Origin of the sequence: Pseudooceanicola antarcticus (assembly GCF_900215355.1) — a bacterium.
In the GTDB taxonomy this organism is placed as follows: Bacteria; Pseudomonadota; Alphaproteobacteria; order Rhodobacterales; family Rhodobacteraceae; genus Pseudooceanicola; species Pseudooceanicola antarcticus.
Map to the genome: position 1 here is coordinate 582,448 of NZ_OBEA01000002.1, position 26,437 is coordinate 608,884.

Below are 26,437 nucleotides of genomic sequence, written 5' to 3' on the forward strand. Positions count from 1 at the left end.
CCTCACTTGTCCAGGACGAAGACCGCATCGGCGGTCCAGCTGAAGTGACAGCTGTCACCTTCCTTCAGAATGACGACATCCGCCCCCGGCACCCTGACACGGATCTGCTGATCGCCCGCATGGCCGATCACGACGGCGTTGTCGCCATAGTTGACGATGGTCTCGATCACCATCTGCGCGTTCTGGCGGCCCTCCTTCGGCTCTCGCGAGAGCTTGAGGTGTTCGGGCCGGATGAGAAGCGTCACCGCCTGGCCATCCGTCAGCGGCGGCATGCCCTCGGCACCGCAGGTGACCTCGCCCAGCACCGGGCTTTGCGCCTTGCCGCTTGCGGCATCGGTGATGGTGGCCTCCAGCAGGTTGCTCTCGCCGATGAAGTCGGCAACGAAGCGGGTGGCGGGGCGGTGGTAGATATCCAGCGGGGCGGCGGCCTGTTCGATGGCACCGTTCGAGAAGACGACGATGCGGTCGGACATCGACATCGCCTCGGTCTGGTCATGGGTGACGAAGATCGTGGTCACGCCAAGGCGCTTCTGGATGCGCTTGATCTCGATCTGCATCTGCTCGCGCAGGTTCTTGTCCAGCGCGCCGAGCGGTTCGTCCAGCAGCAGCAGGTCAGGCTCGAAGACCAGCGCGCGGGCCAGGGCCACACGCTGCTGCTGGCCGCCCGACAGCTCTTTCGGCAGGCGGTGCGCGAAACCGGCCAGGCCGACCAGCTCCAGCATCTCCTCGGCTTTCTTCATGCCTTCCTTTTTGCCCACCTTGCGCATCTGCAGGGGGAAGTAGACGTTCTCGGCCGCGGTCTTGTGCGGGAACAGGGCGTAGTTCTGGAACACGATGCCGATGTTGCGTTCCTGCGGCGCAAGATGGGCCAGCGACTGGTCCGCCACGGTGATCTCGCCCTTGGTGGCCTGTTCGAAGCCGGCGATGACCATCAGCGTGGTGGTCTTGCCCGAGCCCGACGGTCCGAGGAAGGTGACGAACTCGCCCTTCTCGACTTCAAGGTCGATATGGCCGAGGGCGGTGAAGCTGCCGAAGGTCTTGTTGACGCCGGCGAGGCGAAGATAGGCGCTCATGTCGGCTCCTGTGGGGGTCTGGGTCATTTGGGTTGCGGGCTCCCGGTCATGCGGCGGACCAGCTTGATCAGCGACGGGGTGAGAAGCCCGATGAAGACGATGGCGAAGAGCAGGGTCGAGATCACGGCGATCACCGGGTCGGCCTCTTCACGGATCGAGTCGAACATCTTGCGCGGCAGGGTCTCGGCGTTGCGGCCCGAGATGAAGATCGCCACCACCGTCTCGTCGAAGGACTGGATGAAGGCGAAGAGGGCCGAGATGGCGAGGCCGGGCTTGAGGATCGGCAGGGTGATGTGGCGGAAGACCTGCCCCGGAGTGGCGCCAAGCGAGCGGGCCGCGCGTTCCAGCGTCAGGTCGAAGCCCTTCAGGTTGGCCGAGAGCACCAGGAAGGTGATCGGCACCGACAGGCAGCTATGGGCCAGGATCACGCCCAGCTTCGAGTGCACCAGCTTCAGCTCTCCGAAGTAGGAGTAGTAGCCGACCGCCATGACGATATGGGGTACCGCCATGGGCATCATCATCATCAGGTTGGCAAAGCTCTTGCCCCAGAACTTGTGGCGCACCAGAGCGAAGGTGGCAGGGACCACCAGCGCCATGGTCAGCAGGGTGTTCATCGTGGCGATGTAGATCGAGTTCCACGCGGGCCGCAGCCAGGAGGGATCCGAGAAGAACTGCTGGTAGTAGCCCCAGGAATAGCCCGGCGGCGGGAACTGCAGCGAGGCGGCGGTCGAGAAGGACATCGGGACCACGATCACCAGCGGGGCGGCGATGAAGATCACCACGGCGATCCCGATCCAGCGCATCAGCGTATTCATGATCTGCGCTCCTATCCGTAAAGTTTGTCGAGGCCGAAACGGCGATGATAGATCCCCAGGATCACCAGCGTCACGACGAGCAGGATGATGGACATCGCGCTGCCCAGGCCGAAGGCCAGGAACTGCTCGATCTGGTTGCCGATCAGGCCGGCGGCCATCTGTTCGCGCGGGGATCCCAGCAGGACGGGCGTGACGTAGAAGCCGAGGCAGATCACGAAGACCAGGACCGAGCCATTGGCGATGCCCGGTGCCGTCAGCGGCAGGTAGACATGGCGGAACAGCGACTTGCCGTAGGCCCCCATGCTTTCCGCCGAGCGGATCAGCGAGGGGTCGATCTTCTGCATCACCGTGTAGATGTTCATGATCATGTAGGGCGCCAGGATATGCACCATCGCCAGGGTCGAACTGAAGCGGGTGAACAGCAGCGGCGGCGGCTCGGCGATGCCCAGCTGGGTCATCAGCCAGATCACCGGGCCGTTGTTGCCCAGAAGGACCATCCAGGCGTAGGTGCGCACCAGGAACGAGGTCCAGAAGCTCATGGTGATCAGCAGCAGGATGCCCATGGCGGCGCGCTTGCTGACCGTCGACATCAGGTAGGCCAGCGGGTAGCCGACCAGAAGGCAGCAGAAGGTCACCAGCAGGGCCGTGCCGAAGGTATTGATGAAGACCTTCCGGTAGAGGCTGCCGGTCAGCACCTTCTCGTAGTTGCCAAGACCGGGGCGCGGCTCGGTCACCGACATGATGCCGACCTCGATCAGCGGCACCAGGAAGAACAGCGCCAGGTAGATCGTCAGCGGCAGGAGCAGCAGCCAGGGCCAGAGCGTCTTGCGCTCGGCGAGGGCTGAGAGGGACAGGCCCATGGGAGACCTCCTCGGAGTGGGGAATTCGGACGGCCGCCCGGTCAGGGGCGGGCGCCAGGGGGAAAGGCCGGGGCGGCGTTGCAAGAGGCGCGCGCCCCGGCAGGGTCAGGGCCCGGGGAAGGCCCTGGGGGTAGTGCTTACGAGGCCAGCCATTCGTCGAAGCGCATGGCCACTTCCTGCGGATCGCCGCCCCAGTTCAGCATGTCCTGGGTGAAGGTGGTCTCGACATTGCCGGGCGCGGTCGGCATGCGCGGCTTGGCGGCGTCGGGGATGAACTCATCCGCTGCCGGGTTCAGCGCGCCGTAGTTGGCCTGGCTGACGAAGCCTGCCAGCGGCTCGGCCGAGGTGGCGAATTCGACGAACATCTTCGCGGCTTCCATGTTGGGCGTCTCCTTGGCGACGACCCAATAGGCGCTGTCGAGCTCGGCCTGGTTCCAGGTGAAGTCGACCGGCGCGCCGGCGTCGGCAGCTTCGAAGTAGCGGCCATGCCAGATGCCGATCATGTCGACCTCGCCATCGCGCAGTAGCTGGGTCGACTGGGCGCCGCCGGTCCACCAGACGCGGACGTGCTCCTTGATCTCGTCCAGCTTGGCGAAGGCGCGGTCGATGTCCAGCGGATACAGGTCTTCCATCGCCACGCCATCGGCGAGCAGGGCCAGAGGCAGCACGCGGGCCGGGTAGCGCTGTAGCGAGCGGCCACCGGGGAAGCGTTCGACATCCCAGAAGTCGGCCCAGCTTTGCGGGGTCTCTTCCCAGCCCTTGTCGGTGCGCCAGGCCATCATGGTGGCGAAGGCGTGGCTGCCGACACCGTTCTGGAACAGGCCGCCGGGGTAGGGCGAGGCGATGGGCTCGAGCAGGCCGGCGTTGTTCGCGGCCACGATGTCACCGCCACCCAGGGTGGTGACGTCGAATTCGTAGACCCCGGTGCGGACCTGGGCGGCCAGCTTGGCGAAGGACACCGGCGAGACGGTGTTGACCGTGATGCCCGTGGCCTCGGTGAAGGGGTTGAACAGGTTCTCGGTCGCGGCTTCCAGCCAGGGACCACCCCAGGAGTTGATGTACAGCTCCTTGGACTGGGCGCGGCCGATGGAGGGGGCGGCGAGGGCCGAGGCGCCGGCAAGCGCTGCCGTGCCCTGCAGGAACAGGCGGCGGTTGGGGCGGATCAGCGCGTTGTGCGTCTTCTTGATCGTCATGGGATCTCTCAACTGTTGGATTTGCGGAAGGTCTCGCCGTACAGGCGCAACCAGTTGCCGTGGGTAATCTTGGCGACCTCTTCTTCTGAAAAGCCCACGGAGCGGAGGCCGTTAGGGATGATCTGCATGTCTTCCAGCGACTGGAACCAGTCCGGCGGCGGGGCCTTGCCGGGGCGGGCTGCAGAGGCCGCGCCGTAGTCGATGCCACGGGTCCAGCGACCCATGCGCATCCAGGCGTAGTCAGGCGCTGTAAAGTTGTGGCTGCGATCGGTGCCGATGGCGACGCTGTCGATGCCGGCGATCTCGACGGTCTTGGCGACCATCTCGCACCAGTTCTCGATGGGCCCGGAGAAGTAGTTGCCGGTGATGTTGCGGTAGGCCGCGACGCCGATCACGCCGCCGGTGTCGCGCAGGGCATGCAGGACGTCATCGGTCTTGTTGCGCTTGTGCGCAAAGAGGCTGTCGGCATTGGCGTGGGTGACGGCGATCGGCTTTTCGCTGGCCTCGATGGCCTGCAGCGTCGAGAGGTTCCCGACATGGCTGCAATCGACGAGGATGCCGGCGCGGTTCATCTCGCGGATGACTTCCTTGCCATAGCGCGCAAGGCCCGAATCCTCGGCCTCGTAGCAGCTGCCGGCCAGTTCGTTCTGGTTGTTGTAGGTCAGCTGCACCACCCGCACGCCCAGCTCGGCCCACATCTCGACCAGCCGGATGCGGCCCTCGAAGAGGTTCGAGTTCTGGTAGCCGAGGATCGCGGCGACTTTGCCCTCGGCAGCGGCGTTCTCGATGTCCTCAGGCGTGTAGCCAAAGGCGGCGACATCGGAGTTTTCGCGGATCAGGTCACGCCAGCGGCCAAGGGAGTCGAGGCTTTCCAGCGTGCCTTCCCAGAAGCCGCAGGTGACGACCACGCCATGAACGCCGGCGGCCTTCAGGTTGACGAAGCTGTCGCGGTCGAAGTGGCCGCATTGCAGCCCGTCGATGATCTGGGCAGGTTTCATGGCGGTCATGGGGTGGCTTCCTTGGTCTTCAGGCCGACCGAATTGATGAAATTCGGGTCGGTATCGTCGTCATTGTCGGTGCGGCCGATGATCTGGCCATCCTCGGTCACGATGTTCACCCCCGCATGGCGGCGCGAGATCACTGAGTCCGGGGTCAGCGCGGTCTGGGCCAAGGCCCAGATGCGCCACCACAGCTCTGCCGGGATGCGGCAGCCGTCCTTCAGGGCGTGTTCCAGCACCGGGTCCTCGGGCGGGCAGGTGCGGGCCGAGACAACCTCTCCGCTGACCTTGACCGCTAGGCCGAGCCGGAGCCCGAAGCCCTCGGCCAGTTCCAGTTCTTCGGGATGGGTGAGGTTTTCCAGCAGGATGCGGGCGCCGTCGCGGCGCGCCGCCTCGAGCCCCAGCAGGTCCAGCACCGAGGGCAGCACGATCCAGGCATGTTGCCCGCCGCAGTCCATGCGCAGGCTGCCGTCGCGGTCCTCGGTCAGCTTCAGCCGCTGCGGATCGGCGGCCTTCAGTGCCTCGATCCCGGTTTCGAGGTGGGCGAAGCCGCCCAGCCCCATGGCCTGCGAATACATCACCGTATCGGTCAGCATCAGCGCGAAGCCCTTGGGCAGCGCGCTGAGAGAGAAGATGCGTTCGCTCATCATCCGCATCTCGCGCGGCATGACTCTCAGGATTTGCCGATCACTCATGCGCGGGGCTCCTCGGGATAGAACCAGTCGGCGCCTTCGCCCGCGCGGATCGCCTCGCGCGTGGGGGCCCCGTGGTAAAGCACGCCGCGCAGGTTGCGTTGCAGGTAGTCGCGGGTCTTGTCGATGCCGTGCAGGGCGACGTTCATCAGCCGCACCAGGTCGATGGGCACGAAGTCACCGGCGTTGATATTGGCGTGCGGGGTGTGGAAGGGCAGCCCCTCCAGGCTTTGCGCGCGGGCCACCATCAGGCGGTGATGGGGATGGGACAGCAGGAAATGCGCCATCGGCAGATCGTCGGGCACGCCGCCAAGGTCGCTGTGCAGCAGCTGCACCTGGCCGGGGATGTCGAGGCCGAGGTCGCGGGCCTCTGGCACCTCGGCGCGCAGGCCGCGGCGGGGTTCCTCGGCGGTCTCCGACTTGTACCAGATGTAATCCTGGGCGTTCTCGGCACACATGTCCATCTGCAGTGCCCAGGCGTATTCGTCTTCCAGCAGGTCGATCAGCGCTCCGGCGGTCATCGTCGGGTTGACCGCCATCTCGTCGGCGCCGGAAACCGTTGCTGCGAGGGCGTCGGCCTCTTCCGGGACCAGCTCCATGCAGAGCGACAGGAAGCTTTCGTAGCTTTCGGGGGCCAGGGTGGCCTCGGCACGGCGGGCCAGCATGTCCAGCGGGAAGCGCTCCGCCTGACCGTCGATGGTGCCACCGTCGCGCAGTTCCTCCAGTGCGGGCAGCAGCGAGGCCAGGTCCTGCGCCACCTGCGACGAGGCGGTGAAGGTCTCGTACATCATCGTGTCTTCGCTGCGGAAGCGGACGGCGCGCCGGATCAGGCCGATCAGGGTGTCGATCCGCGCGTCGCCCTTGCCCAGCTCAAGCCCGAGGGCCGCGGCCACGGCGGTTTCGCGCGCGGTCAGCCAGCTGTTCAGCAGGCGCGGGTGCTTCTGGATGAAGAAGATCAGGCCCAGGGCAGAGCCGTTGCCGACGCCGAGGTAGCTGCGGAGCGCCGGGTTCAGTGTCACGGCCCTGTCCGAGCGCAGCCGGGCCAGGTGCTCTACCAGGTCGCAGGACAGCTCGCGCATCAGATAGGCCAGCAGCAGCTGAGCCTCCAGCATGCCGCCAAGGTCATGCTCGCCGGTGTTGATCGAGGGGAAGGAGCGGGTGCCGAAGGTGCCGTTGCCGTCCAGCCCGGTGTTGCGCATCAGGTAACAGACGGTGTTCAGGTCGTCGACCGAGGGCTGGCGGCCGTCGGAGAGCGCCTCGAGCACCGTCTCGAAGACCCGCATCGAGCGGTTGGAACGGCACCAGACGAGGGCGTTCTCGCTGGCGCGGCCACGGTAGAGCTTCGGCAGGTCCTCGCGGGCGCGTTCGATGTCGGCCTCGGTCGCGGGGCCTTCGTTCAGGGTGCCCATCATGTCCCAGGCGCGGCCGATGATGCGCCCCGTGCGCCCCTCGCGTTTCGGGGTCAGCGAGAAGGCGATGAAGCTGAATTCCTGCCGGGGCGTGCGGATCGAGTAGGCGATGGTGCCGCGCGCCTCTGCATCGACGTCGAAGCGTTGCAGCTGGATGTCCCACTTCTCGCGGATCATGCGGTTCATCATGGCGCGGGTGCCGGACAGCCGGCTGGGCTGCATCGCGGCCAGGCGCTGCGGTTTCATCAGCTCGCGCCAGTTGCGCAGGCCGGGTCGCCCGTCGGGGGTCGTGGTATGAAGTGACGACGCGGTCACGATGCGCCTCCTTGCAGGTGTCGGGAAAGCTCGGCTGCGGCTTCGACCAGCGGGCCGGCGAAGCGGGCCTCGTCGAAGCGGATCTGGGGCACCACCAGCGAGAGGGTCGCGCTGCAGCGGCCCGGCTGGTCGAAGACCGGCGCGGCGATGGCGATTACCCCGGTCTGGGTGTAGCCGCTGGACAGCGCATAACCCTTAGCGCGGATCTCGGGCAGCGTGTCCTCGGCGGGCAGGGGATGCGGGCCACGGCGCAGGCGTTCAAGCTGCGCCGCCTCGGCATAGGCGACAAGGATCCGCCCCGAGGCCGAGCCTTCTAGCGACATCATGGTGCCAATCTTCTGTTCGGCGCGCAGTAGCGTGTCGGTCTCGACGCGGGCGACGATGCAGGGCTGACCCCGGTCGATGATCGACAGCGAGGCGGTCTCGCCTGTCGCTTCGGCCAGCCGGTGCAGGACCGGGTCGGCGCGGGTGCCGATGTCGGCCTGGTCGAGCGCCGCCACCGCCATGCGGGTGGCCAGCATCGACAGCCGGTAGGCGCCGCCCTCGTCCTGTTCCAGCCAGCCCGCTGCAACCAGGGTCAGCAGCCGCTGGTAGGCCGTGGCCCGCGACAGGCCCAGGCCTGTGGCGACATCCGACAGCCGCTGCGGGCGACGCTTGTCGGAAAAGAAAGCGAGCACATCGAGCACCTTCAGCGCCGTCGAGAGGGGCCGGACACCGCCGTCCTTGCCGCTTTCATCTTGTATTCTATTTGAATATGTGAGATCCATATTGAATATGCTGCGGGCAGAGCTGGCGCCTGTCAAAGGAAATTCGGCCCCGTTTCGGGCTGGATTTCGCCGTTCATTCCTCAAGTCATTGAAATCGGTAAGAGAAATTCATCATTTCAAGTGTGTCAATTTTTGAGCGCTGGCGGCGGGCTGCTGTGCGGTCAGCGGGCGGCGAAGTCCACGGGGTAGCTCAGATGACGAATCGCATTCGCGGCCCGGTTCTGAATTTTGAGCGCATATTCACGTGGAATATGCTCGTTTCTGCGATTTCCTGAAGGCGGAGACGATGCTTCTGACCTGCGCATCCTCGTGATCTTTCGGTAAGCTTCAATGTTGTTGTGCTCATTATTATTGACACTTGGGCGGGGCTCAGGGAGGTTTCGCTCAAAGTCACGCCCGCAGCAGAGGATTGAAATCCATGGAACAGAATGGCGCCGACCTCGTGGTCCGTACCCTGGTGGAAAACGGGGTTCGCATGTGCTTTGCCAACCCTGGCACCACCGAGATGCACATGCTGGCGGCGCTCGGGCGGACCGAGGGGATGGCGCTGTCGCTCTGCCTGTTCGAGGGGGTGGCGACCGGCGCGGCGGATGGCTATGCGCGGATGACCGGCACGCCGGCGGCGGTGTTGCTGCACCTCGGGCCGGGCTTCGCCAATGGGATGGCCAACCTGCACAACGCCCGCAAGGCCGAGACGCCGCTGTTCAACATCGTCGGCGAGCACGCCACCTATCACCTTGCCTATGACGCCCCGCTCAGTGCCGATATCGAAGGTATGGCGGCGACAGTCAGCGCCGCCGTTGCAACGCCGCAGACCCCGGGCGAGGTGGCTGGAGCCACCGCGCATCTGTTGTCACAGGTTTCGACCGGTGGGGTGGCGACGCTGATCGTGCCCAATGATGTCGCATGGCTGCCGGCCGAGGGTGCGCCGGTCACGGCGCTGCCCAAAGCGCGACCGACCCATGAGGAGGCGATGGTGGCCGACGCCCTGGCGGCGCTGAGCGCCCCCGGCGGAGCCCTGGTCATCGGGGCGCCCTGCATCACGCGACGCATGGCCGAACTGGCTGACGCCATCGCCCGCAAGACCGGCGCAAAGGTGCTGGCCGAGGCCGCGGTGGCGCGGATGCAGCGGGGCGGGTGTACGCCGCCGCTGGCCCGCATCCCCTTCCATGTCGACCCCGCAACGGAAGCGCTGAAGGAGGTCCGCGCCGCTGTCCTCTGTGGCGCGCGGGAACCTGTTGCCTTCTTTGCCTATCCGGGGCGCCCCTCGAAGCTGCTGCCCGAGGGCGCGGCGGTTCTGCCGCTCTGCGCGCCGGGCGGCGAGGTCGAGGCGGCGCTGGAGGTGCTGGCCGCGGCGCTCGGGGCGGAGGTTACCCCCTACACGCAATCCGAGGTCGAAGCAGCGGATCCCGAGGCGGCGATCGACGCCGAGGTGCTGGGGCGCTGCGTTGCCAGGACCCTCCCGACGGGGGCCATCGTGGTTGACGAGGCGATCACCAACGGAGGCCATATGTTCCCGATGTGCGCCGAGGCCCCCTCGCATGACTGGATCAACAACCGGGGCGGTTCCATTGGGTACTCTATGCCCGTCGCGCTTGGCGCCTCGACGGCCTGCCCGGACCGCAAGGTGCTCTGCGTCACCGGCGACGGCTCGGCCTTCTACACGCTGCAGGCGCTGTGGAGCATGGCGCGCGACAAGCGCGACGTGACGGTGCTGGTGCTGGCCAACCGGTCGTACCGGATCCTGGCGAACGAGACTTCAAAGATCGGCGCCGGCGCGCCCATCGACGAGACCCAGCCGCTGATGTCGCTGGAGGATCCGGCGCCCGATTGGGTGAAGCTGGCCGAAGGGCAGGGGGTTGTCGCCGAGCGTGTCGCCACGGCGGGGGCATTGCAGGCGGCGCTGGAGGCCGCCATGTCCAGTACTGGCCCGCGCCTGATCGAGGTCGCGATGTAAGCTGACGGCTAGGCCGGAAACGGTCTGAGGCATTCGACAGAGAATGTGCCGTCCAAGCAATCACACGCTGCTGCTCAGAAGCTAGATCTTCATGCTGATATGTTCAGCGATGGAGATCAGGTCCTGAACGGCCTGGCTCCTGGGCATATGTGTCATCGTGAGCCCGCCCATGGGCATGGGCTCGGGTAGTTCCGGCAGGCCGACGCGGTAGATTCCCGCCGGGGCCAGCCTGGCATGGTATAGCGGTTCCGGACCGACAGCGATCACGTCCAGCTCCTCGACAAGAGAAGAAAGCTTCTGCGCCGAGCGACAGAGGGTGGTCATGTTTCGCAATTTGACACCCTTGCGAGACATCCAGCTGTGGAAGTAGGCATCCGTGGTCGCAGGTGAGGGGTTTAGCACCTGACCTGCCCCCTGCTGGTCCCTCATTCACAACGAGAGTCTGCAGGTTGGGGTTCGGCTTTAGGTATTCGGCTCCGGCGTGCTGAGAACTCGACCAATCAGGTTCTAGCCCGATCGGTTGCTCGCTTTCGACAAGCTGTAGAGTGATTGCCGGTTTGGGTTCCGGAATAGAAGGAACAACCAGCATCGCGGGTATTCCGACAATCAGGTCGCGTTATTCATGTTTTGTACCGCATCTGTCCTGGCGGGTTCGCATCAAGAACTTGTCTAGTTTCATGAAGTTACGGACGGCTTGCAAATCCGTGTAAACCGGTTCGATTCCAGTACTCGCCTCCACGACCTGGTTAGTTCTGGCATCTTCTTTGCAACGCTGCTCTCATCATTCCGGTTTCGGTCACGTTCTGTTCAGTGGCGAGAAAGGGCGTGTCACGATGACCTGCCGCCGTTTCGACTGGGCGAGTTTCGCGCGAGCCCGCTGGCGGGCGGGGCCGGGGCACTTCGCGGCTGCCTCGTGCCCGGCCAGAATGCCCCCTTTCGTGACATTGCTTTGCAATGCGCTGCCGGGAAGTGACTGCTCTGTGCGTCCGTCTATCTCGTTCGCTTCATTGTCCGTCCTCAGGTTGCTCCGGACTCTGATCGACGGTGGAGGAACAAATCCCTTGGCAGGTCACCGACGCTCTCGTGCTCGGCAAATTGGAGAAAAAAGCCCACTTCAAGTGACGTGCTGCCCGCCCGCCTGCGTTCAGCAGCGGGAGACTGCAGGCTGGTGCTCTGCTCCTAGATTCTAGAACGCGAGAAGCCCGCTCGCCGTGGGATGGATCTGCATACACGTGTACTTGACACGGGCGTTTCATTTGAGTCTACAGAGGCTCGGGAATTTATCGTGCAAAGCTCTCAGCTTTATTAATCTGGAATTTCGGGGACTTAAATGGCGGGACTAATGATGCAGGCTGGCGCGCGCGCCGAGGCTTCTTTGTCGGCACGTCTGCTGACCACCACTCTTCTGGCAACGGGCATCCTGAGTGTCGCTGTGCAGCCGGCGCTGGCGCAGAGCCTGCCAAGCGGTGTGTCGCGTGTGGTTGACGGCTCGGTCCTGGAGGACCAGACGGTCTCGCTGAACGGCAACGGACAAAGCGGCTTCGAGGTGATGAACGGGGTCGTTACCGTCGATGCGGAGGGGGAGTCCTTCAGCAACTTCAACACCCAGGGCGGCGACGGTTCAGGCGGGGGCGCGGGTCTTGGTGGCGTGTTCTTCGTCAACGAGGGCGCGACCCTGGTGATCCGGGATGCCAACTTCACCAACAACCGTGCCGTCGGCGGTGACGGTGGTGGCGGTGGCAGCGTCGAGGTGCGCAACGCGGCCCTGGGGATCGTCGACAAGGAAGCGACCACCTCGACCAACCTGGTCTCGGGCTACACCTACGACATCGTCCAGGACGGCTCGAGCTTCTCGCTGACCCGTGTGACCTACGACGAGAACGATCCGGTCTTCGAGGTGCGCGACGGCGTGATCTTCGGGGCGGCCACCGCGGGTTCCGGCGGGGCCGTCACGACCAGCTCCAACGCCACGGTGACCGGGGCGGACGAGACGGGCTTCAGCTTTGACGGCGGGCTCGACGTTTCCGACTCGATCAGCTCCTCGATGATCTTCACCAGCGACAGCTGGATCGCCGGGACTGCCGGCGCGATGTATTTCTACGAAGACAGCCAGGTCCGTATCGGCACCGAGAACTTGTCCGTGTCGGACCGCGGAGCGCTGCAGACCGGTCTGCAGATCGTCGGCGACGGCGTTCCGGAGGGGACCTACATCGAAAGCGTGGTCAAGGACGGCGACGGCAATGTGACCGAGATCATCCTGAACCAGGCGGTCGATCCCGACGCCATGGGCGGCAGTTTCAACATCTTCTCGCCGCCGCTGCTGATCGGTTCGGTCTTCGCGCAAAACAGCGCCGACACGCTGGACTTCGGCGCGGGCAACGTGCCGCCGTCCTACGAAGTGGGGATGCGGATCTCGGGCGAGGGCATTTCCGGCGATGTCACCATCGAGAGCATCAACCGCAGCACCGGGGTCGTCACCCTGTCGGACGACGTCCCGAGCGAGTTGCTGAGCCTCAGCGCGCTGAAACCCGGCTTTGTCGAGGGGTCGAACGAGATCTACCTGCCGACCACCAACCACGGCCTATCGGTGGGCGACACGGTTTATGGCGCCGGCATTCCTGCGGGAACGACCGTCGTGTCCATCGACGGCGACCGGGTGATCCTCAGCCAGAACATCTCGGGCGAGATGGATGTGCTCTATTCGTCCAACGTCACGGTTTCCGGCACCACGGTGACGGTGAACTCGGGCGTGGACGGTGTCAAAGTCGGCCAGATCGTCGAGGGCGACGGCGTGCCCGCGGGCACTGTGGTGACCGCGGTCGACCCGGTCACCGGCAGCGTCACCCTGAGCAGTGCCATCAGCGGCACCCCGGGCTCCCTGCGCTTCGTCAGCGAAAGCGCCATGGGCGGCGGCATGAACGGGCGCGAGGTCTCGGGCAATGTGGCGGTCGCCGCCGGCGGTCCGGATGGCTCGCTGCCGCTGGACGGTGAAGGCGTGGACGGTCGCGACGGTCTGCACGCGGCGGACTCGACCACCGGTTTCGGTGGTATCGGCGGCTCTGGCGGCTCTGGCTCCGACGGCCTGGCGACAAACCCGATGCTGGTCGCGGATATTGCGGCCACGGGCGCTGCGATCGCTGCGGCGGTGGCAGATGCGGTGGCATCGAGCATGCCCGATCCCTATCCCGACCCGTCCAACTCGGCCTCCAGCACGGCCAATGCCATCTCGCTTGGCATCACCCTGGCAGCCCAGACCACGCAGCTGGTGAACTGGCAGATCGCCTCGAGCGAAGGCACGCTGGGCACTGGTGGTGACGGTGGCGACGGTGGCGACGGCGGCAACGGCGGCGACTTCTTCGGCGGCGGTTCCGGCGGCGCAGGTGGTTCCGCCGGTACCTCGGCCGGCAACCCGACCTTCGGCAGCGGCAATGGCGGCAGCGGCGGCTCTGGCGGCAACGGCGGCTTCGGCGCTGGCGGCGGCGGCGGCGGTCAGCCCGCAAACGCAGCGCAATCGGCGGCCGGGTCCGGCGGCTACGGCGGCTTCGGCGGTGGCGACGGCTCTACCGTCAACAGCAGCGGCGAGACCATGTTCGGTTCGGGCGGTGCCGGCTTTGGCGGGGCGATCTTCGTGCGCTCTGGCGGGTCCGTGACCTTGCAGGGCGAGATGACCTTTGCCGGCAACTCGACGCGCGGCGGCTCTTCGGGTGATCTCGACGGCTCCTCGGGCGATGCGGCAGGCGCCGACATGTTCATCATGAAGGGCGCCCAGGTCACGATCTCGGCGGACGAGGGCAAGGAGATCATCTTCGAGGGCGGCATCGCCGACGATTCCAAGGCCAGCTACGAAGGCGCTCAGTTCGCCGACGGCGACGGCGCGGATGTGACCATCAACGGCATGGGCCGCGTCCTGTTCCTGGGCGAGAATACCTATTCCGGCACCACCCACCTGGATGCCGGCACCCTTGTGGCCGAGGACGGCGTCGGCCTTTATGCCAACTCGCTGCTCGAATTCGGCGGCTTGGATACCGACGCCATGACCTCGGACTCCTTCGAGGATGCCTCGGCGGCCGTCTTCCAGACCGCGGGCGAGTTCACCCGCTGGGTCGGCATGTCCTCGGACAACGTGATGTGGACCGGATCGGGTGGCTTCGCGGCGGAAACCGAAGAGGGCCTGGTGCTGAACTTCGGCGCTTCGAGCCTGGGCAGCCCGACCCTGGTCTGGGGCCAGGGTGGCTTCGTGCCCGATGGCAGCAGCCTCATCCTGGGCTCGGTCTCGGCCGAGGGCACGGTGACCCTGGTCAACGACATCCGCCATGGCGATCCCGATGGCGCGGTCAGCTTCTACCTGATCGACAACGCCAATTCGCAGGCCGACGGCGCCATCCTGCAAGGCGACATCACCGCGGATCGCGTCAACTTCGACGCCAAGTCGGTGCTGGCAACGGCCGAAATCCAGGGCTCGATCATTGCCGATGATCTCTACGTGCGCGGCGGTCACCTGACCACCACTGGCACCGGAACTCTGGACAACGACCTGAACCTGAGGGTGTCGGAAGGCGCGGCTTTCACTGCCGAGCGTGCTGACACCTTCGGCAGCCTGCGCAACGCGGGTACCTCGAACCTCGACGCCCTGGTCACCGTGGACCTCGTGGACAATGAGGGCACGCTGAACGTCAACAAAAAGCTGACGGTCACTGACGACGCGGTGAACCGCGACGGCGGCGTGGTCAACATGGACGCAGAGATCGACGTCACCAACCAGTTCCTCAACAACGGCACCCTGAACGTCAACGGCGAGCGTACCCTGACCGCCGGCACCTTCGACGGCGACACCACCGGGCGCGTTGTCATGGCCGAGGCCGATGACAAGTTCACCGCCGACCTGTCGGGCAGCAGTGCCTTTGCCGGCCAGATGAGCGGCCTGGGCAGCTTCGTGAAAGAGGGCGAGGGCCAGCTTTCGCTTTATGGTGCCAACAGCTACACCGGCGGCACCACCGTCGCGGATGGCACCTTGGTGATCGGTTCGAGCGGCGGCAATGTAGGCTCGCTGGCCGATACCGGTGCGATCGGCGTGCTGACGGGCGCGACGCTGACCTTCGATGTCTCCGACACCGTGGGCGTCGTGACCAACGGCGGTATTCTGAACACCAACGACGACCTGACAGTCGCCTCGCTGGACAACGAGTCCAGCGGCGTCTTCAACATGCGGGCCAACTTGACGTCCACGGGGAACGTCAACAACGACGGCACCGTCAACGTCGAGGGCTCCCGGCGGATCGAGACCACTGGCGACACCTCGGGCCTGACCGGCGCGGGAACCATCAACCTGACCCTGGCGGCGGCCGACCTGACCGTGGACCAGCTGGGCGATACCACCTTCGCGGGCAACATCACCGGCGCGGGCAGCTTCAACAAGGAAGGCACCGGCGTGCTGACCTTCACCGGGGCGCATAGCTACACCGGCGGCACCGTGGTGCGCGAAGGCACCCTGGACACCACCGGTGGCGGCACGCTGGCCGACACCGGCTACATCGGCATCGCCGAGGGCGCGACCTTCATCGCCGGCACCGTCGACACGGTCGGCGGCGTCGAGAACCGTGGCACCTACACCGTCAACGCGGTCCAGACCGTGGATGCGCTGATGAACTTTGGCACCACCAACCTGGAAGCCAAGCTGACCGCAGGGGTCGAGCTCTTCGATCCGCTCGATCCCGACAGCCTGAGCTATGGCGTCATCAACCTCTCCGACGGCACGATCAACCAGAACGCGGATATCGAATCCGAGGGCATGGTGTTCAACAGCGGCCTGATCGAGGTGACCGGCGAGCGTCGCATCGACATCACCGGCGCCGATCAGGGCCTGATCGGGGTAGGCACCGGCGAGATCCGCCTTTCCGGCGCCGACACCGAACTGACCGTCGATCAGCTGGGTGACACCACCTATGACGGCATCATCACCGGCCTGGGGGGCTTCACCAAGGAAGGCAGCGGCACGCTGTCGTTCTCCAATGCGCTCACCTTCACCGGCGGCACCACCGTTTCGGAAGGCTGGGTCGAGGTCCAGTCGACCGGCTCTCTGGCCGACACCGGCGCGATCACCGTCGGAGAAAATGGCTCGTTCATCACCCGTGCGGTCGATACCGTGGGCGAGGTGCGCAACTCGGGCACCTACATCGTTGCCAGTGACGCGGCGCAGAACGTCACCTCCTTCACCAACACCGGCACCGGCGAGGCGGAGATCTGGTCCAACCTGACCGCCCGCACCGGCGGTGTGACCAACCAATTGAACGGTGTCTTCGATATCAATGCCGACATCTATTCCTTCGGCGACGTCACCAACGACGGCGAGCTGAACGTGAACGGCGTCCGCCGCATCGAGACCACCGGCGCGTCCTCCGGCTTTGCCGGGGCATCGACCGGTGTGGTCAACCTGGAGCTGGAAGGCGATATCCTGACCGTCGACCAGCTGGGCGACACGACCTATGCGGGCGTGATCAACGGGCTGGGCGCCTTCATCAAGGAAGGCACCGGCACGCTTACCTTCACCGGCGCCAGCACCTACACCGGCGGCACGCTGGTCTCGGAAGGCACGCTTGATACCACCGGCGGCGGCACCCTTGCCGATACCGGCGCGATCGAGATCTCGCAGGGCGCGACCTTCGTTGCGGGCACTGCAGACACCGTCGGAGGGGTGCTCAACAACGGCACCTACAACGTCAATGCGGCGCAGAATGTCGATGCGCTTGTCAACAACGACACCACCAACCTGGAGGCCAAGCTGACTGCCGGCGTGACTGACACGGGCTTCGGCGTCGCCAACAACGATGGGGCGACCTTCAACCAGAACGCCGACATCGAATCCGAAGGCAACGTCATCAACAACGGCCTGCTGGAGGTGACCGGCGGCCGTCGCATCGACATCACCGGGACCGGCGACGACGCCGGCTTCCAGGGCAATGCCACCGGTGAAGTGCGCCTGAGCGATGCCGAGGGCAGCCTGACCGTCGATCAGCTGGGCGACACGCTCTATGCCGGGATCATCACCGGCGAGGGCGCCTTCGCCAAGGAAGGCGAGGGCGAGCTGCACCTGTCGGGCGCCAACACCTTCACCGGCGGCACCACCGTCCGCGAAGGCTGGCTGGTGATTACCGAGGACGGCTCCCTGGCCGACACCGGCGAGATCACCATCGAGGCCGACGGCACCTTCGCCACCTGGGCGGTCGATACGGTCGGCGTGGTCACCAACAAGGGGACCTACTACGCCTACCCGGATGCCGCACAGAACGTGACCTCGTTCACCAACTCGGGCACCGCCGAGATCTGGTCTGTGATGACCGCCCGGACGGGTGGCGTGACCAACGAGGAGACCGGAGAATTCACGCTGAATGCCAATGTCTTCTCCGAGGGGGACTTCACCAACGACGGAACGCTGGACATCAACGGCTATCGCCGGATCGAGATGACCGGCGCCGACAGCGGCTTTGCCGGTGCCGGCACCGGGGTGGTCCACATGGATGCGGCCACCGACTACCTCGTCGTGGATCAGGCGGGTGACACCACCTACGCCGGAACAATGGACGGTCTGGGCATCTTCGTGAAAGAGGGCGACGGCACGCTGACCTTCACCGGCGCGCACAGCTACACCGGCGGCACGCTGGTGTCGGAAGGCACCCTGGACACCACCGGCGGCGGCACCCTTGCCGATACCGGCGACCTGGAGATCAGCAGCGGCGCGACCTTCGTGGCCGGCACCGCCGACACTGTCCGCGACGTGGTCAACCACGGCACCTATGACGTGAACACCGCGCAGACCGTGGCCTCGCTCTACTCGGATGGCACCACCGACCTCGACGCGGCCCTGACCGCGGGCGAGGGTGGCGTCTACAACGACGAGGACGGCACCTTCGAGCAGAACGCCAATGTCACCTCGGAAGGCTATGTGACCAACAGCGGCCTCTGGGCCGTGACCGGCACCCGCCGCATCGACGTGACCGGCGCCGATGCCGGCTTTGAAGGCGGCGCGACCGGCGAAGTGCAGCTGGCCGGGGAAGACGATAAGCTGATCGTCGACCAGCTGGGCACCACGCAATACGCCGGGATCATCACCGGCGCGGGCGCCTTCGAGAAGGAAGGCGACGGCACGCTCTACCTGACCGGTGCCAGCACCTTCACCGGCGGCACCACCGTCCGCGAGGGCGTCCTGTCGACCACCGGAGGCGGCACCCTTGCCGATACCGGCGCGATCGACATCCTGTCGGGCGCGACCTTCTATGCCGGCACTGCCGACACCGTGGGTGACGTTACCAACAAGGGCACCTTCACCTTCGCGGCCGACTACGAGGTCGCCTCGCTGGTCAACTCGGGGCAGGTCAGCGGCACCGGTGTGCTGACTGCCGGCGCCGAGGGCATCGAGAACCAGGACACCGGCACGATCAAGCTCTACAACGACGTCGTCTCGCAGGGCGATGTGCAGAACGACGGTGAGATCGAGGTCGTGTCCAGCAGCCTGATCGAGATCACCGGCGAGGATGCGGGGCTGACCGGCTCCGGCAACTTCACCCTGGCCGACGGCGGTGAACTGGGTATCGACCAGCAGGGGGACAGCTCCTTCGATGGCACGATGACCGGAGAGGGCACCTTCTGGAAGTACGGCGAGGGCCAGCTGACCTTCGGCGGCGCCTATGGCGACATCGACGTGCCGACGCTGCGCATTGTCGAAGGCGGCCTGACGCTGGCCATGGGCGGCGTGCTGCGCTCGGACGCGGATGTCTACCTGACCGAGACCACCTTCGAAATCACCGAGGGCGCGCAGACCCTGAACAGCCTGAACGGTGAAGGCACAGTTGCCCTGAACGGCTCGGACCTGACCCTGGACGGCGAGGGCACCTTCCAGGGCGACATCCAGGAGGCCGGTGCGCTGACGCTGAACGACAGCTTCAACTATGCCGGCATCATGGGCGGTGACAGCCTGACCCTGAACGGGCCGGATTTCACCCTCTACAGCCTGAGCGAGGCCAACTTCCGTACCGCCGACTTCACCAACGGTCTGATCACCCTCTACGGGCCGGTCGACGCCGGTGGCCTGGGGGGCCTGACCCTGGACGAGGACCTGACCGTGACCGGCGACACCCAGCTGGTGCTGGCAGGCGCGATCGACCCCGACCGCGCCGTGATTACCGCCGACTCCGTCACCCTCAGCGGTGCCGATGTCGTCCTGTCGGGCAACGGCTATGTCGATGCGGCCAACATCGTCGTCGAGAACGGCGCCTTCCTGTCGCCGGGCAACTCGCCGGGCTACCTGTCCTTCGCGGGGAACCTTGACCTGCGCAACGGTGGCGGCGCGCAGATCGAGATCGGCGGGACCGAGCCGGGGACCGGCTATGACGTGATCGAGGTCGGTGGCGAGCTGCTGCTGGACGAGACCTCGGTGCTGAACGTCGATCCCTTCGGTGGCTTCGAGCCCCAGCAGGGCGAGGTCTACCAGATCCTGCGCTTCGATCCGCAGCTGCGCACCGGCGACTTCGGCAACTTCACCAACAACACCAGCCTCAACTTCGCCTACTTCAACTCGGTCGGTATCCTTGTTGCCCTGGGCGACAGCGGTGGCGACGTGAGCGAGCAGCTGGTCGAGAACATCCTCGAGACCACCCCCGAGGGCGAGGTCGGCAGCAAGCAGATGTTCGATGTCGTGCGTCAGCTGGGCGATCCCGAGGAAGGTCTGGTTGGCGAGAACAACGGCGTGGTCGGCGGTGGCGGTGGCTACCTGCTGCCGATGCTGGCGGCTGCCGATCCCGAGGACCGCGTCGAGATCTTCTCGCGCTTCACTCCCGAGGGCTATGGCGGGGCGCATGAATACGCGTTCCGGTCGCTGATGGTGACTTCGGGCCTGTTCGCCGATGCGCCCCTGTCGGGCAACCTGAGCTGGGGCTCGCTGGTGCATGACAACCGCAGCCTGGCGTCGCAGGACTCGGATACCTATTCGGACTACGAGACCTCCTTCGCCAACACCGGCGCCCGCTTCGGCTATACCAGCGACATGGTCGCGGTTGGTCTGGGTGTGCAGACGGTGAACGGCGGCTTCAGCACCGAAGCGGGCCTCAGCGGGGACGGCGACGGCACCCAGTTCCAGATCGGCGCCATGCTGACAGGTATGGATATCGGTCTTGCGCCCTACATCACCCTGGAAAGCGGCTCGAGCGATCTGAGCGGTACGCGCAACGCGCTGACCTCGCGGGTCGAGTTCGACGGTGTGGAAAGCAGCGCCCGCCTGGTGCGGATCGGGGCGCGCTACAGCAACAAGCTGGGCGCGGGCGTGCTGAACATCGACACCTCCGTCATGACGGGTGAAGTGGACGGCCTGAGCTTCTCGGAAACCCAGGGGGTCATGCCTGATCGCCTGGACGTGCAGATCCCCGGTCAGTCCGTGGCCGGCATCTCCCTCGGCATGAACTACAGCTACCCCGTGGCGCCGAAGGTGACGGTCAGCGCGGGCCTGGAGATCGACCACGTCGAGGGCCTCAATGACTATGTCGTCGAGGGCCGCTCGGGCGGGGACGAGGTGACCTTCACCACCGAGGTGCCGGGCATGGCATCGACGCAGGGCGCCCTGAGCCTCGGCGTCGGGTTCGAGGCCACGGAGGCGGTCCGCGTGAACCTGACCGGCTTTGCGGACGGCTCCCTCGGTGGTAAGTCCAAAGCCGGTGCCTCGCTCAGCCTGAACGTCCAGTTCTGATCCGTGGCCAAGAAGCAAAGGACCTGGCTGGGACATGGCTAACAATTGGCTCTGGCGCCTCGGCGCCGTCGGCGGGGCCGGCGCCCTGATCGTGATCGGGGGGCTGGCCTGGAACACCGAGCCGGGGCTGCGCATGCGCGCGGCCCTGGGTCAGCAACCGGCGCAGATGGCGCTGGTGCTGCGGGATTACCAGGCGGGCGATTTGTCGTCCGCCTTCGCCCGTATCGACCCGCTGCTGCTGGCCGAACACGAACCGGCGGTGGCGCTGGTCTGTGAACTGCTGTCGCAGCGCCCTGCCTATCCGCCGCAGACCCCGGCCTGCCTGGAGGCGGGCGACCAGCCGCAGCTCAGGCGGCTGGCGCAGCTGTCGGACCTGGCGGTCTTTGCCCGCCAGTGGGACGTGCTGGCGGGCCTTCTGGACCGGCGCGAAGCGGCGGGGGATACCCGCGTCGCCTTCGAGCGGGCCCGGGCGGCGGCGCTGTCGCGCCCCGAAGCGCCGGACATGGAAGACGTGGTGACGCACCTGCGCGCCTCGGCCCAGGCCACGGATCCGCGCGGGCAGTACCTGCTGGCGGTCTACCAGCTGGGCCTGGCCGCCGACGGAGAGGCCTCGATCCCCTTTGAGCGCACCCTTGCGACCCTGCTGACGCAGGAACCTGCAATCGCCCCGGCGGATGCCTATTTCGAACTGGCCAAGCTGATGCAGGCCGGGGCGATCAGCAGCGACCTGGCCTATGCAGAGGTCCTGCGCCGGGCCGACCAGCTGGGCAATCCCTATGCGGCCGGGCACCTTGCGCAATACCTGATCGCCAACCCCGGCATGGCCCCGGTGGGCGGGCTGGAGGCCGATGGCTGGATGGCCCGGGCCGCTGCAAAGGGCGATCCGGTGGCGCGCTACAACCTGGCGGTGCAGATGCTGGCAGCCGAGCCCGACGCGGCGGCGATCAGCGAGGCAGAGGGGCTCTTGCGTGCCTCTGCCGAAACGGGCTTCGCCCCCGCCACGACGCGCCTCGGCGCGCTCTACTGGCGCCGCCCGCAGCTGGTGGCGGAAGACGCCGACACCGGCCGCCGGCGCGCTGTCGACCTGTGGATCCGCGCCGCCGATCTGGGCGACGCCAATGCCTTCTTCAATCTGGGCGAGGTGGCCCGGACCCAGGGCGAGATCGAACAGGCGCGGGACTACTACCAGCAGGCGGCCGAACGCGGCAATGCCGGGGCCGTCGAGGCCCTGGGCGCGCTCGAGTGAAAGGGCAGGGGTGAAACGCTCCCTGTCCATCGACACCTATCGCGGCGTGGGAGTGAGCCTGGTGCTCTGGACCCACGCCGGCCTGCCGGGGGTGCCCGGATCCTTCATCGCCATCGACGGGTTCTTCGTCATCAGCGGCTACCTCGTGACGCTGTCCTTCCTGCGCCAGCTGGACCGGCTCGAGGGCAATGACCCGCGCGCGGGCCGCTGGTCGCGCTATGCCCGCGCCGCCCGCCATTTCGCCGAGGCCCGGGTGCGGCGCATCCTGCTGCCGCTGCTCGCAACGCTGCTGTTGACCCTGCTGGCGGGCTGGCTGGTACTGCTGCCGGCCGACCTTAACGATCTGGCCGATGCGGCGCTGATGTCGGTTCTGCTGTCGGGCAACCTGCATGCGGCGGGCGGAGGCGACTATTTCGACGCAGCCTCCAACGCGCGTCCGCTGCTGCACAGCTGGAGTCTGGCGCTGGAAGAGCAGTTCTACCTGATGTCGCTGGCGCTGATGGCGGTCTTCGCCCTGCTGCGCCGGCCCTGGGCCTTCTGGGTCGTCACCATGGGCGGGCTGCTGGCCTCGCTCACCTGGGCGCAGGCGATGTCCTCGGATCCGGCGACCCACTCCCAGGCCTACTACCTCTTCTCGACCCGGGTGTGGGAGTTCCTGCTGGGCGTGGCACTTGCCACCCTGGTGACGTGCGGCCATCTGGAGGGGCGCCTTGGGCGCTGGCTGTCGGGGGGTCTGGCCTATGCGCTTGGCTGGGCGGTCATGGCGGCATCGATCCTGCTGCTGACGCCGGCCGCGCCCTCGCCGGGGTTGATCTCGGTTCCTGCGATGCTGGGGGTCTGCCTGATCCTGCTGGGGCAGCCGCGCAGCCGCCTGCTGTCTCAGGGCATGCACCTGCGGCCCTTCGTGGCGGCGGGGCGCAATGTCTACGGCATCTACCTGGTTCACCTGCCGGTGATCGTCTACCTGGGCTATGCCGCCCCGCCGCTCGGCCCCTGGTCCGGTGTGGCGGCCTTCGTGCTGTCCTATGCCGTGGCCCTGGCCCTCGGCGCGCTGATCGAGCTGCCCTTCGACCGCTGGCGCCGCCCGCGCTTTCGCTGGATCCTGCTGGCCGACGGGGTGCTGGTGGCGGTCATCCTCGGCCTCTGCGCGATGATCTGGCAGGGCGGCGGGGTGCCCGAACGGATGCCCGAGGCCGCTCAGCGCGCCTATCTGGCGAAGTTCCTGCTGAACCCCGAACGCGCCCGCTGCATGGAAGGAGAGCTGACCACCACCGGCTATTCCTGCACCTACGGTCCGCCATCCGATCGCAAGATGGTGCTGATCGGCGATTCCCATTCCGACATGCTGGCCAGCCCTCTGGCGAAGGCCTTCGCCACCCAGGGTCGGCAGTTGGTGCACTACTGGTCCGCCGAATGCGCCCCCGTCGGCTCTGCGGTGGCAGAGCTGGGCGCCTTCTCGGCGCGCTGCGCCGGGCTGGCAACCGAGGCCCATGCCCAACTTGCGCGGATGCCGGGGGTCGAGGGGGTGATCTATGCCGTGCTCTGGCCCTGGTATCTGGGCTACGGGCCGCAAGAGCTGCCGCGCCACCTTGTCGAGAGCCGCGGAGCGCCCGTGGGCTCTGTCGATCCCGCCACCTACCGCGCTGGACTGATGGCCCAGTTCCGCCGGACGGTCGAGGGGCTGACGGCGCAGGGCCTGCACGTCTACATCGTCAGCCCGGTGCCAATCCATGGCCTTCCCCTGCCCGAAGAGGCGGCGTTGAACCTCTGGTATCGTCCCGAGGGCTGGCGCGCCAATTTGCAGGACCTGACCCGCGCTGACTACGATGCGCAGGGCGAGATGTTCCGACAGATGGTTGGGGCCTTCGCAGGGCGCGCCGATGTGACGGTTCTGGACAGCGCGGGCGTTCTCTGCCCGGGGGAGCGCTGCGAGGTCTGGGGCGAGGGTTCACCGCTCTACTACGATGACAACCACCTGAACGAGCTGGGCGCCTCGGCTCTGGTGCAGAGCTGGTTCAAGTGAGCCACTGCCCGCTGCCTGGGGAGCTTGCAGGGCAATCTTGGTTAAGCGGTCTCCGAGCTCAAGGCCCATTGATGGCTTTGCAGTTTCATGGTCCAGCGCTTCGGGAGATGAGTGAGCGGAGGCGCGTCGCTACCCTTTTGACGAGTGATGCCAAGGTGACGCGTCTGAAGTGCTGTCTTCCGAAGTCCCGTGGCAAGCCTGGCGCCGCCTGCTGTGCTGTCGTTCTGACCGGTCCGGCTGGCAGGAGCGGAGCGTGCCGAACTCCCAGTGAGATGTGCATGCCTAGCCTCTTGCCGGAAGGCGATCGGAGAATTGGGTCCCGACGAGGTTGAAACCGAAGCAATAGCGCCTGGACATCCAACCAGCCGACTTTTTGCAACTTCGGCATCTAGGCCCTTGAGCAGTCGGTAGTCGGCGTTGCCCTTCCGGGGGCGCTCCCTGGTGCTGCGGTCCAATGCGAAGCTGGGCGAGGCAATTAGGGGTATGCTCTTGGGGCCACTGAACCTGCCATACGTGCTTTCGGTTGTACAAACTGGGAACACGGGCCCTTTGGGAGCAGGTTAATCCGGGGGGCTACGGTCCACACAAACCGAGGCCGCGAGGTGTCCCCGGCGGCCTCGGTCCAGTAGCGATGCGTGGTGCCAGGGCCTAGCCTTCAGCCCGATGCTTGATCACCACCTCACCGGCGTCTGCGTCGACCGAGACGATGTCTCCGGTGCGGATGGTGTCGAAGACATCCTGGTCGAAATCCGTCATCGAGGGCACGCGGGTCACCACGGCGCCCAGGGCCATCTTCGTCGTCATCCGGGTGAAGAGCATGGCAGCAGGGGCCACGCCGTTGATCCGGGTCATGTGGAAGAAGGCTGACCAGCCGGAAGAGCCCTTGGCGCCCGGAAAAACCAGGATCTTGCCCGCAAAGCTCTGCCCGACCAGCTCGTGCCGGCGCTCGATGATCGAGCCGTCGCGTTCATTGATCCCGCCCCAGCCGGAAATCGTCTGGGTGGTGACAAGGGCCTCGCCCTCGGCCCGGCCCGAGACCACGCCGCGACCTCGGATCAGCCGGGGTGTTGTCAGTGCTTCCATCAGAAATCCCCTTTCCAGGTGCCGGTCAGACCGGCTTCGATGCAGGCTTCCAGGCTGCCGAACCAGCCCTGTACCTTGGCGATGGCGGGCAGGTAGTGGGCCTGCTTGGCGCTGTCGGTGGCGATGACGCGCACGCCCTCGGGCAGGCGGCGAGAGATCGCGGGGCAGGTGTCGGACATGACCTTGCCACCTGCCGCCTCGATCCGTGCCACGTAGCCCGAGCGTTCGGCCACCGTGCGGATGGCGCGCGGGGTATGCACCCAAAGCGCCACGTCGGGGTGCAGCCGCTTGCCGTCCAGCAGATGCGCGATGCGCCCGACCTGCTCGATGGAGTTGTGCGGGCAGCCCAGCATGATGAAATCGACCTTGCGATCCTCGGCGCTCTGCAGCGTGTCGTACATCTTCTTGCGCGCGGCGGCGTCGTAGACGTGGAAGTCCTCGGCGCGGCTGGTGCCGAAAGCCTCGTCGGCGATGCGCGCCTCGGGGGTGTGGCCGGGAATGTGGTACATCTCGACCCCGCCAGAGGACGCCGCCGCCGCGCCGAAGTGCTTCAGCTTAACCAGGTCGACGCCCGCAAGGTCGCCCTCGAGCACGGGGATGTTCTCTTCCACCATCTCGCCGGTGAAATAGCCCAGAAGCCCCCAGTCCAGCATCGAGCGCACGGGCACGTCGACGCGGATATGGCGGTTGCCGTAGCGGTTCTCGGTCAGGTGGTAGCCCCAGTAGGGGATACGCCCGGTCAGCGCGGCGGCGCCGGTGCTTTCCTTGCCTTCCACGTTGGTGCGCCCGCCGAGCGCGCCGTTGCAGTAGATCACCGCAGAGCTTTCCATCCAGGCGCAGTGCTCACCGAAGGTGGGCACGTTGCCGACCTGGTAGGGGGTGCAGGTGGCCATCAGATTGACGCCGCGCTTGCCCACGAAGGCCTCACTGTCGCGCTGCATCTGGACCATCTGCGGATCGGCGCCCTGCAGCGCCCAGTTCTGGTCGTCGATGCCGGTGATCAGCTGGCAGGTGCGCGCCGCCATCTGCGGGATCTCGACCGTCTTGTCGCTGTCGAGGTTCAGCTTGGAGAAGACCTCGGCCATGCCGTTCTCGGCGATCTTGCGGACAGAGGGGGTGGAGGCGTTGAAGGCGCCTGCCACGTTGTCGGTTTCCACCAGGCGCTCTGCGCCAAGCGCATTGCCGTAGCGGATCAGCAGGTCCATGGCGGCGGCGACGGCTTCGCCGCCCTCGCCATCACGCATGGCCTTCTCTGTATCGGTAAGTTGCATAAT

The 26,437-nt window shown here is 66.2% G+C and carries 15 protein-coding genes; 4 read left to right on the top strand and 11 right to left on the bottom strand.

Annotated features, from left to right (window positions below):
• Positions 1-2 precede the first annotated feature (2 nt).
• The 8 genes from CRO50_RS07350 to CRO50_RS07385 all read right to left on the bottom strand — a co-directional run bounded on the left by CRO50_RS07350 (position 3) and on the right by CRO50_RS07385 (position 8,122).
• Positions 3-1,073, bottom strand: coding sequence for an ABC transporter ATP-binding protein (locus CRO50_RS07350; protein ID WP_097145221.1), 1,071 nt, complete (start codon positions 1,071-1,073; stop codon positions 3-5).
• Between the two features lie 23 nt (positions 1,074-1,096).
• Complete coding sequence (locus CRO50_RS07355; protein ID WP_097145222.1) at positions 1,097-1,888, bottom strand: ABC transporter permease; 792 nt, start codon at positions 1,886-1,888, stop codon at positions 1,097-1,099.
• A gap of 11 nt (positions 1,889-1,899) precedes the next feature.
• On the bottom strand, positions 1,900-2,748 hold the full coding sequence (locus tag CRO50_RS07360; RefSeq protein ID WP_097145223.1) for an ABC transporter permease: 849 nt from the start codon (positions 2,746-2,748) through the stop codon (positions 1,900-1,902).
• Between the two features lie 137 nt (positions 2,749-2,885).
• Positions 2,886-3,941: an ABC transporter substrate-binding protein gene (locus CRO50_RS07365; protein ID WP_097145224.1), complete on the bottom strand. Its 1,056-nt coding sequence runs from the start codon at positions 3,939-3,941 to the stop codon at positions 2,886-2,888.
• An 8-nt stretch (positions 3,942-3,949) separates the two neighbouring features.
• Positions 3,950-4,948 (bottom strand): membrane dipeptidase, encoded by a 999-nt coding sequence (locus CRO50_RS07370; protein WP_232617736.1) that lies wholly within the window; start codon positions 4,946-4,948, stop codon positions 3,950-3,952.
• Positions 4,945-5,634: a hypothetical protein gene (locus CRO50_RS07375; protein ID WP_097145225.1), complete on the bottom strand. Its 690-nt coding sequence runs from the start codon at positions 5,632-5,634 to the stop codon at positions 4,945-4,947. Before CRO50_RS07375 ends, CRO50_RS07370 begins: the two co-directional genes overlap by 4 nt.
• Entirely contained in the window at positions 5,631-7,355 is a 1,725-nt protein-coding gene (locus CRO50_RS07380) for a hypothetical protein (RefSeq protein ID WP_097145226.1), read from the bottom strand. Before CRO50_RS07380 ends, CRO50_RS07375 begins: the two co-directional genes overlap by 4 nt.
• Positions 7,352-8,122 carry an IclR family transcriptional regulator gene (locus tag CRO50_RS07385; protein WP_097145227.1) on the bottom strand — a complete coding sequence of 257 codons (771 nt, stop codon included), beginning with the start codon at positions 8,120-8,122 and terminating at the stop codon, positions 7,352-7,354. Before CRO50_RS07385 ends, CRO50_RS07380 begins: the two co-directional genes overlap by 4 nt.
• Positions 8,123-8,540: 418 nt before the next feature.
• On the opposite strand from CRO50_RS07385, the gene CRO50_RS07390 reads away from it, so the two are divergent.
• Positions 8,541-10,079 (top strand): acetolactate synthase large subunit, encoded by a 1,539-nt coding sequence (locus tag CRO50_RS07390; protein WP_097145228.1) that lies wholly within the window; start codon positions 8,541-8,543, stop codon positions 10,077-10,079.
• 81 nt (positions 10,080-10,160) lie between these two features.
• Here the strand turns inward: CRO50_RS07390 and CRO50_RS07395 are convergent, their stop codons facing one another.
• Entirely contained in the window at positions 10,161-10,403 is a 243-nt protein-coding gene (locus tag CRO50_RS07395) for a hypothetical protein (protein ID WP_143516869.1), read from the bottom strand.
• A gap of 1,006 nt (positions 10,404-11,409) precedes the next feature.
• On the opposite strand from CRO50_RS07395, the gene CRO50_RS07400 reads away from it, so the two are divergent.
• From CRO50_RS07400 to CRO50_RS07405, 3 genes are read left to right on the top strand one after another with little or no spacing between them, the layout of a single operon-like run.
• A complete protein-coding gene (locus tag CRO50_RS07400) occupies positions 11,410-20,811 on the top strand; it encodes a beta strand repeat-containing protein (RefSeq protein WP_143516870.1) in 9,402 nt (3,133 codons plus the stop codon).
• 34 nt (positions 20,812-20,845) lie between these two features.
• Positions 20,846-22,057 (top strand): tetratricopeptide repeat protein, encoded by a 1,212-nt coding sequence (locus tag CRO50_RS20090; protein ID WP_157791726.1) that lies wholly within the window; start codon positions 20,846-20,848, stop codon positions 22,055-22,057.
• A gap of 10 nt (positions 22,058-22,067) precedes the next feature.
• Entirely contained in the window at positions 22,068-24,080 is a 2,013-nt protein-coding gene (locus CRO50_RS07405) for an acyltransferase family protein (RefSeq protein ID WP_157791725.1), read from the top strand.
• Positions 24,081-24,728: 648 nt separating this feature from the next.
• Here CRO50_RS07405 and CRO50_RS07410 read toward each other — a convergent pair.
• Positions 24,729-25,163: an aconitase X swivel domain-containing protein gene (locus CRO50_RS07410; RefSeq protein WP_097145232.1), complete on the bottom strand. Its 435-nt coding sequence runs from the start codon at positions 25,161-25,163 to the stop codon at positions 24,729-24,731.
• Positions 25,163-26,434 (bottom strand): aconitase X, encoded by a 1,272-nt coding sequence (locus CRO50_RS07415; protein WP_097145233.1) that lies wholly within the window; start codon positions 26,432-26,434, stop codon positions 25,163-25,165. The genes CRO50_RS07410 and CRO50_RS07415 overlap by 1 nt, the downstream gene beginning before the upstream one ends.
• Positions 26,435-26,437: the final 3 nt, after the last annotated feature.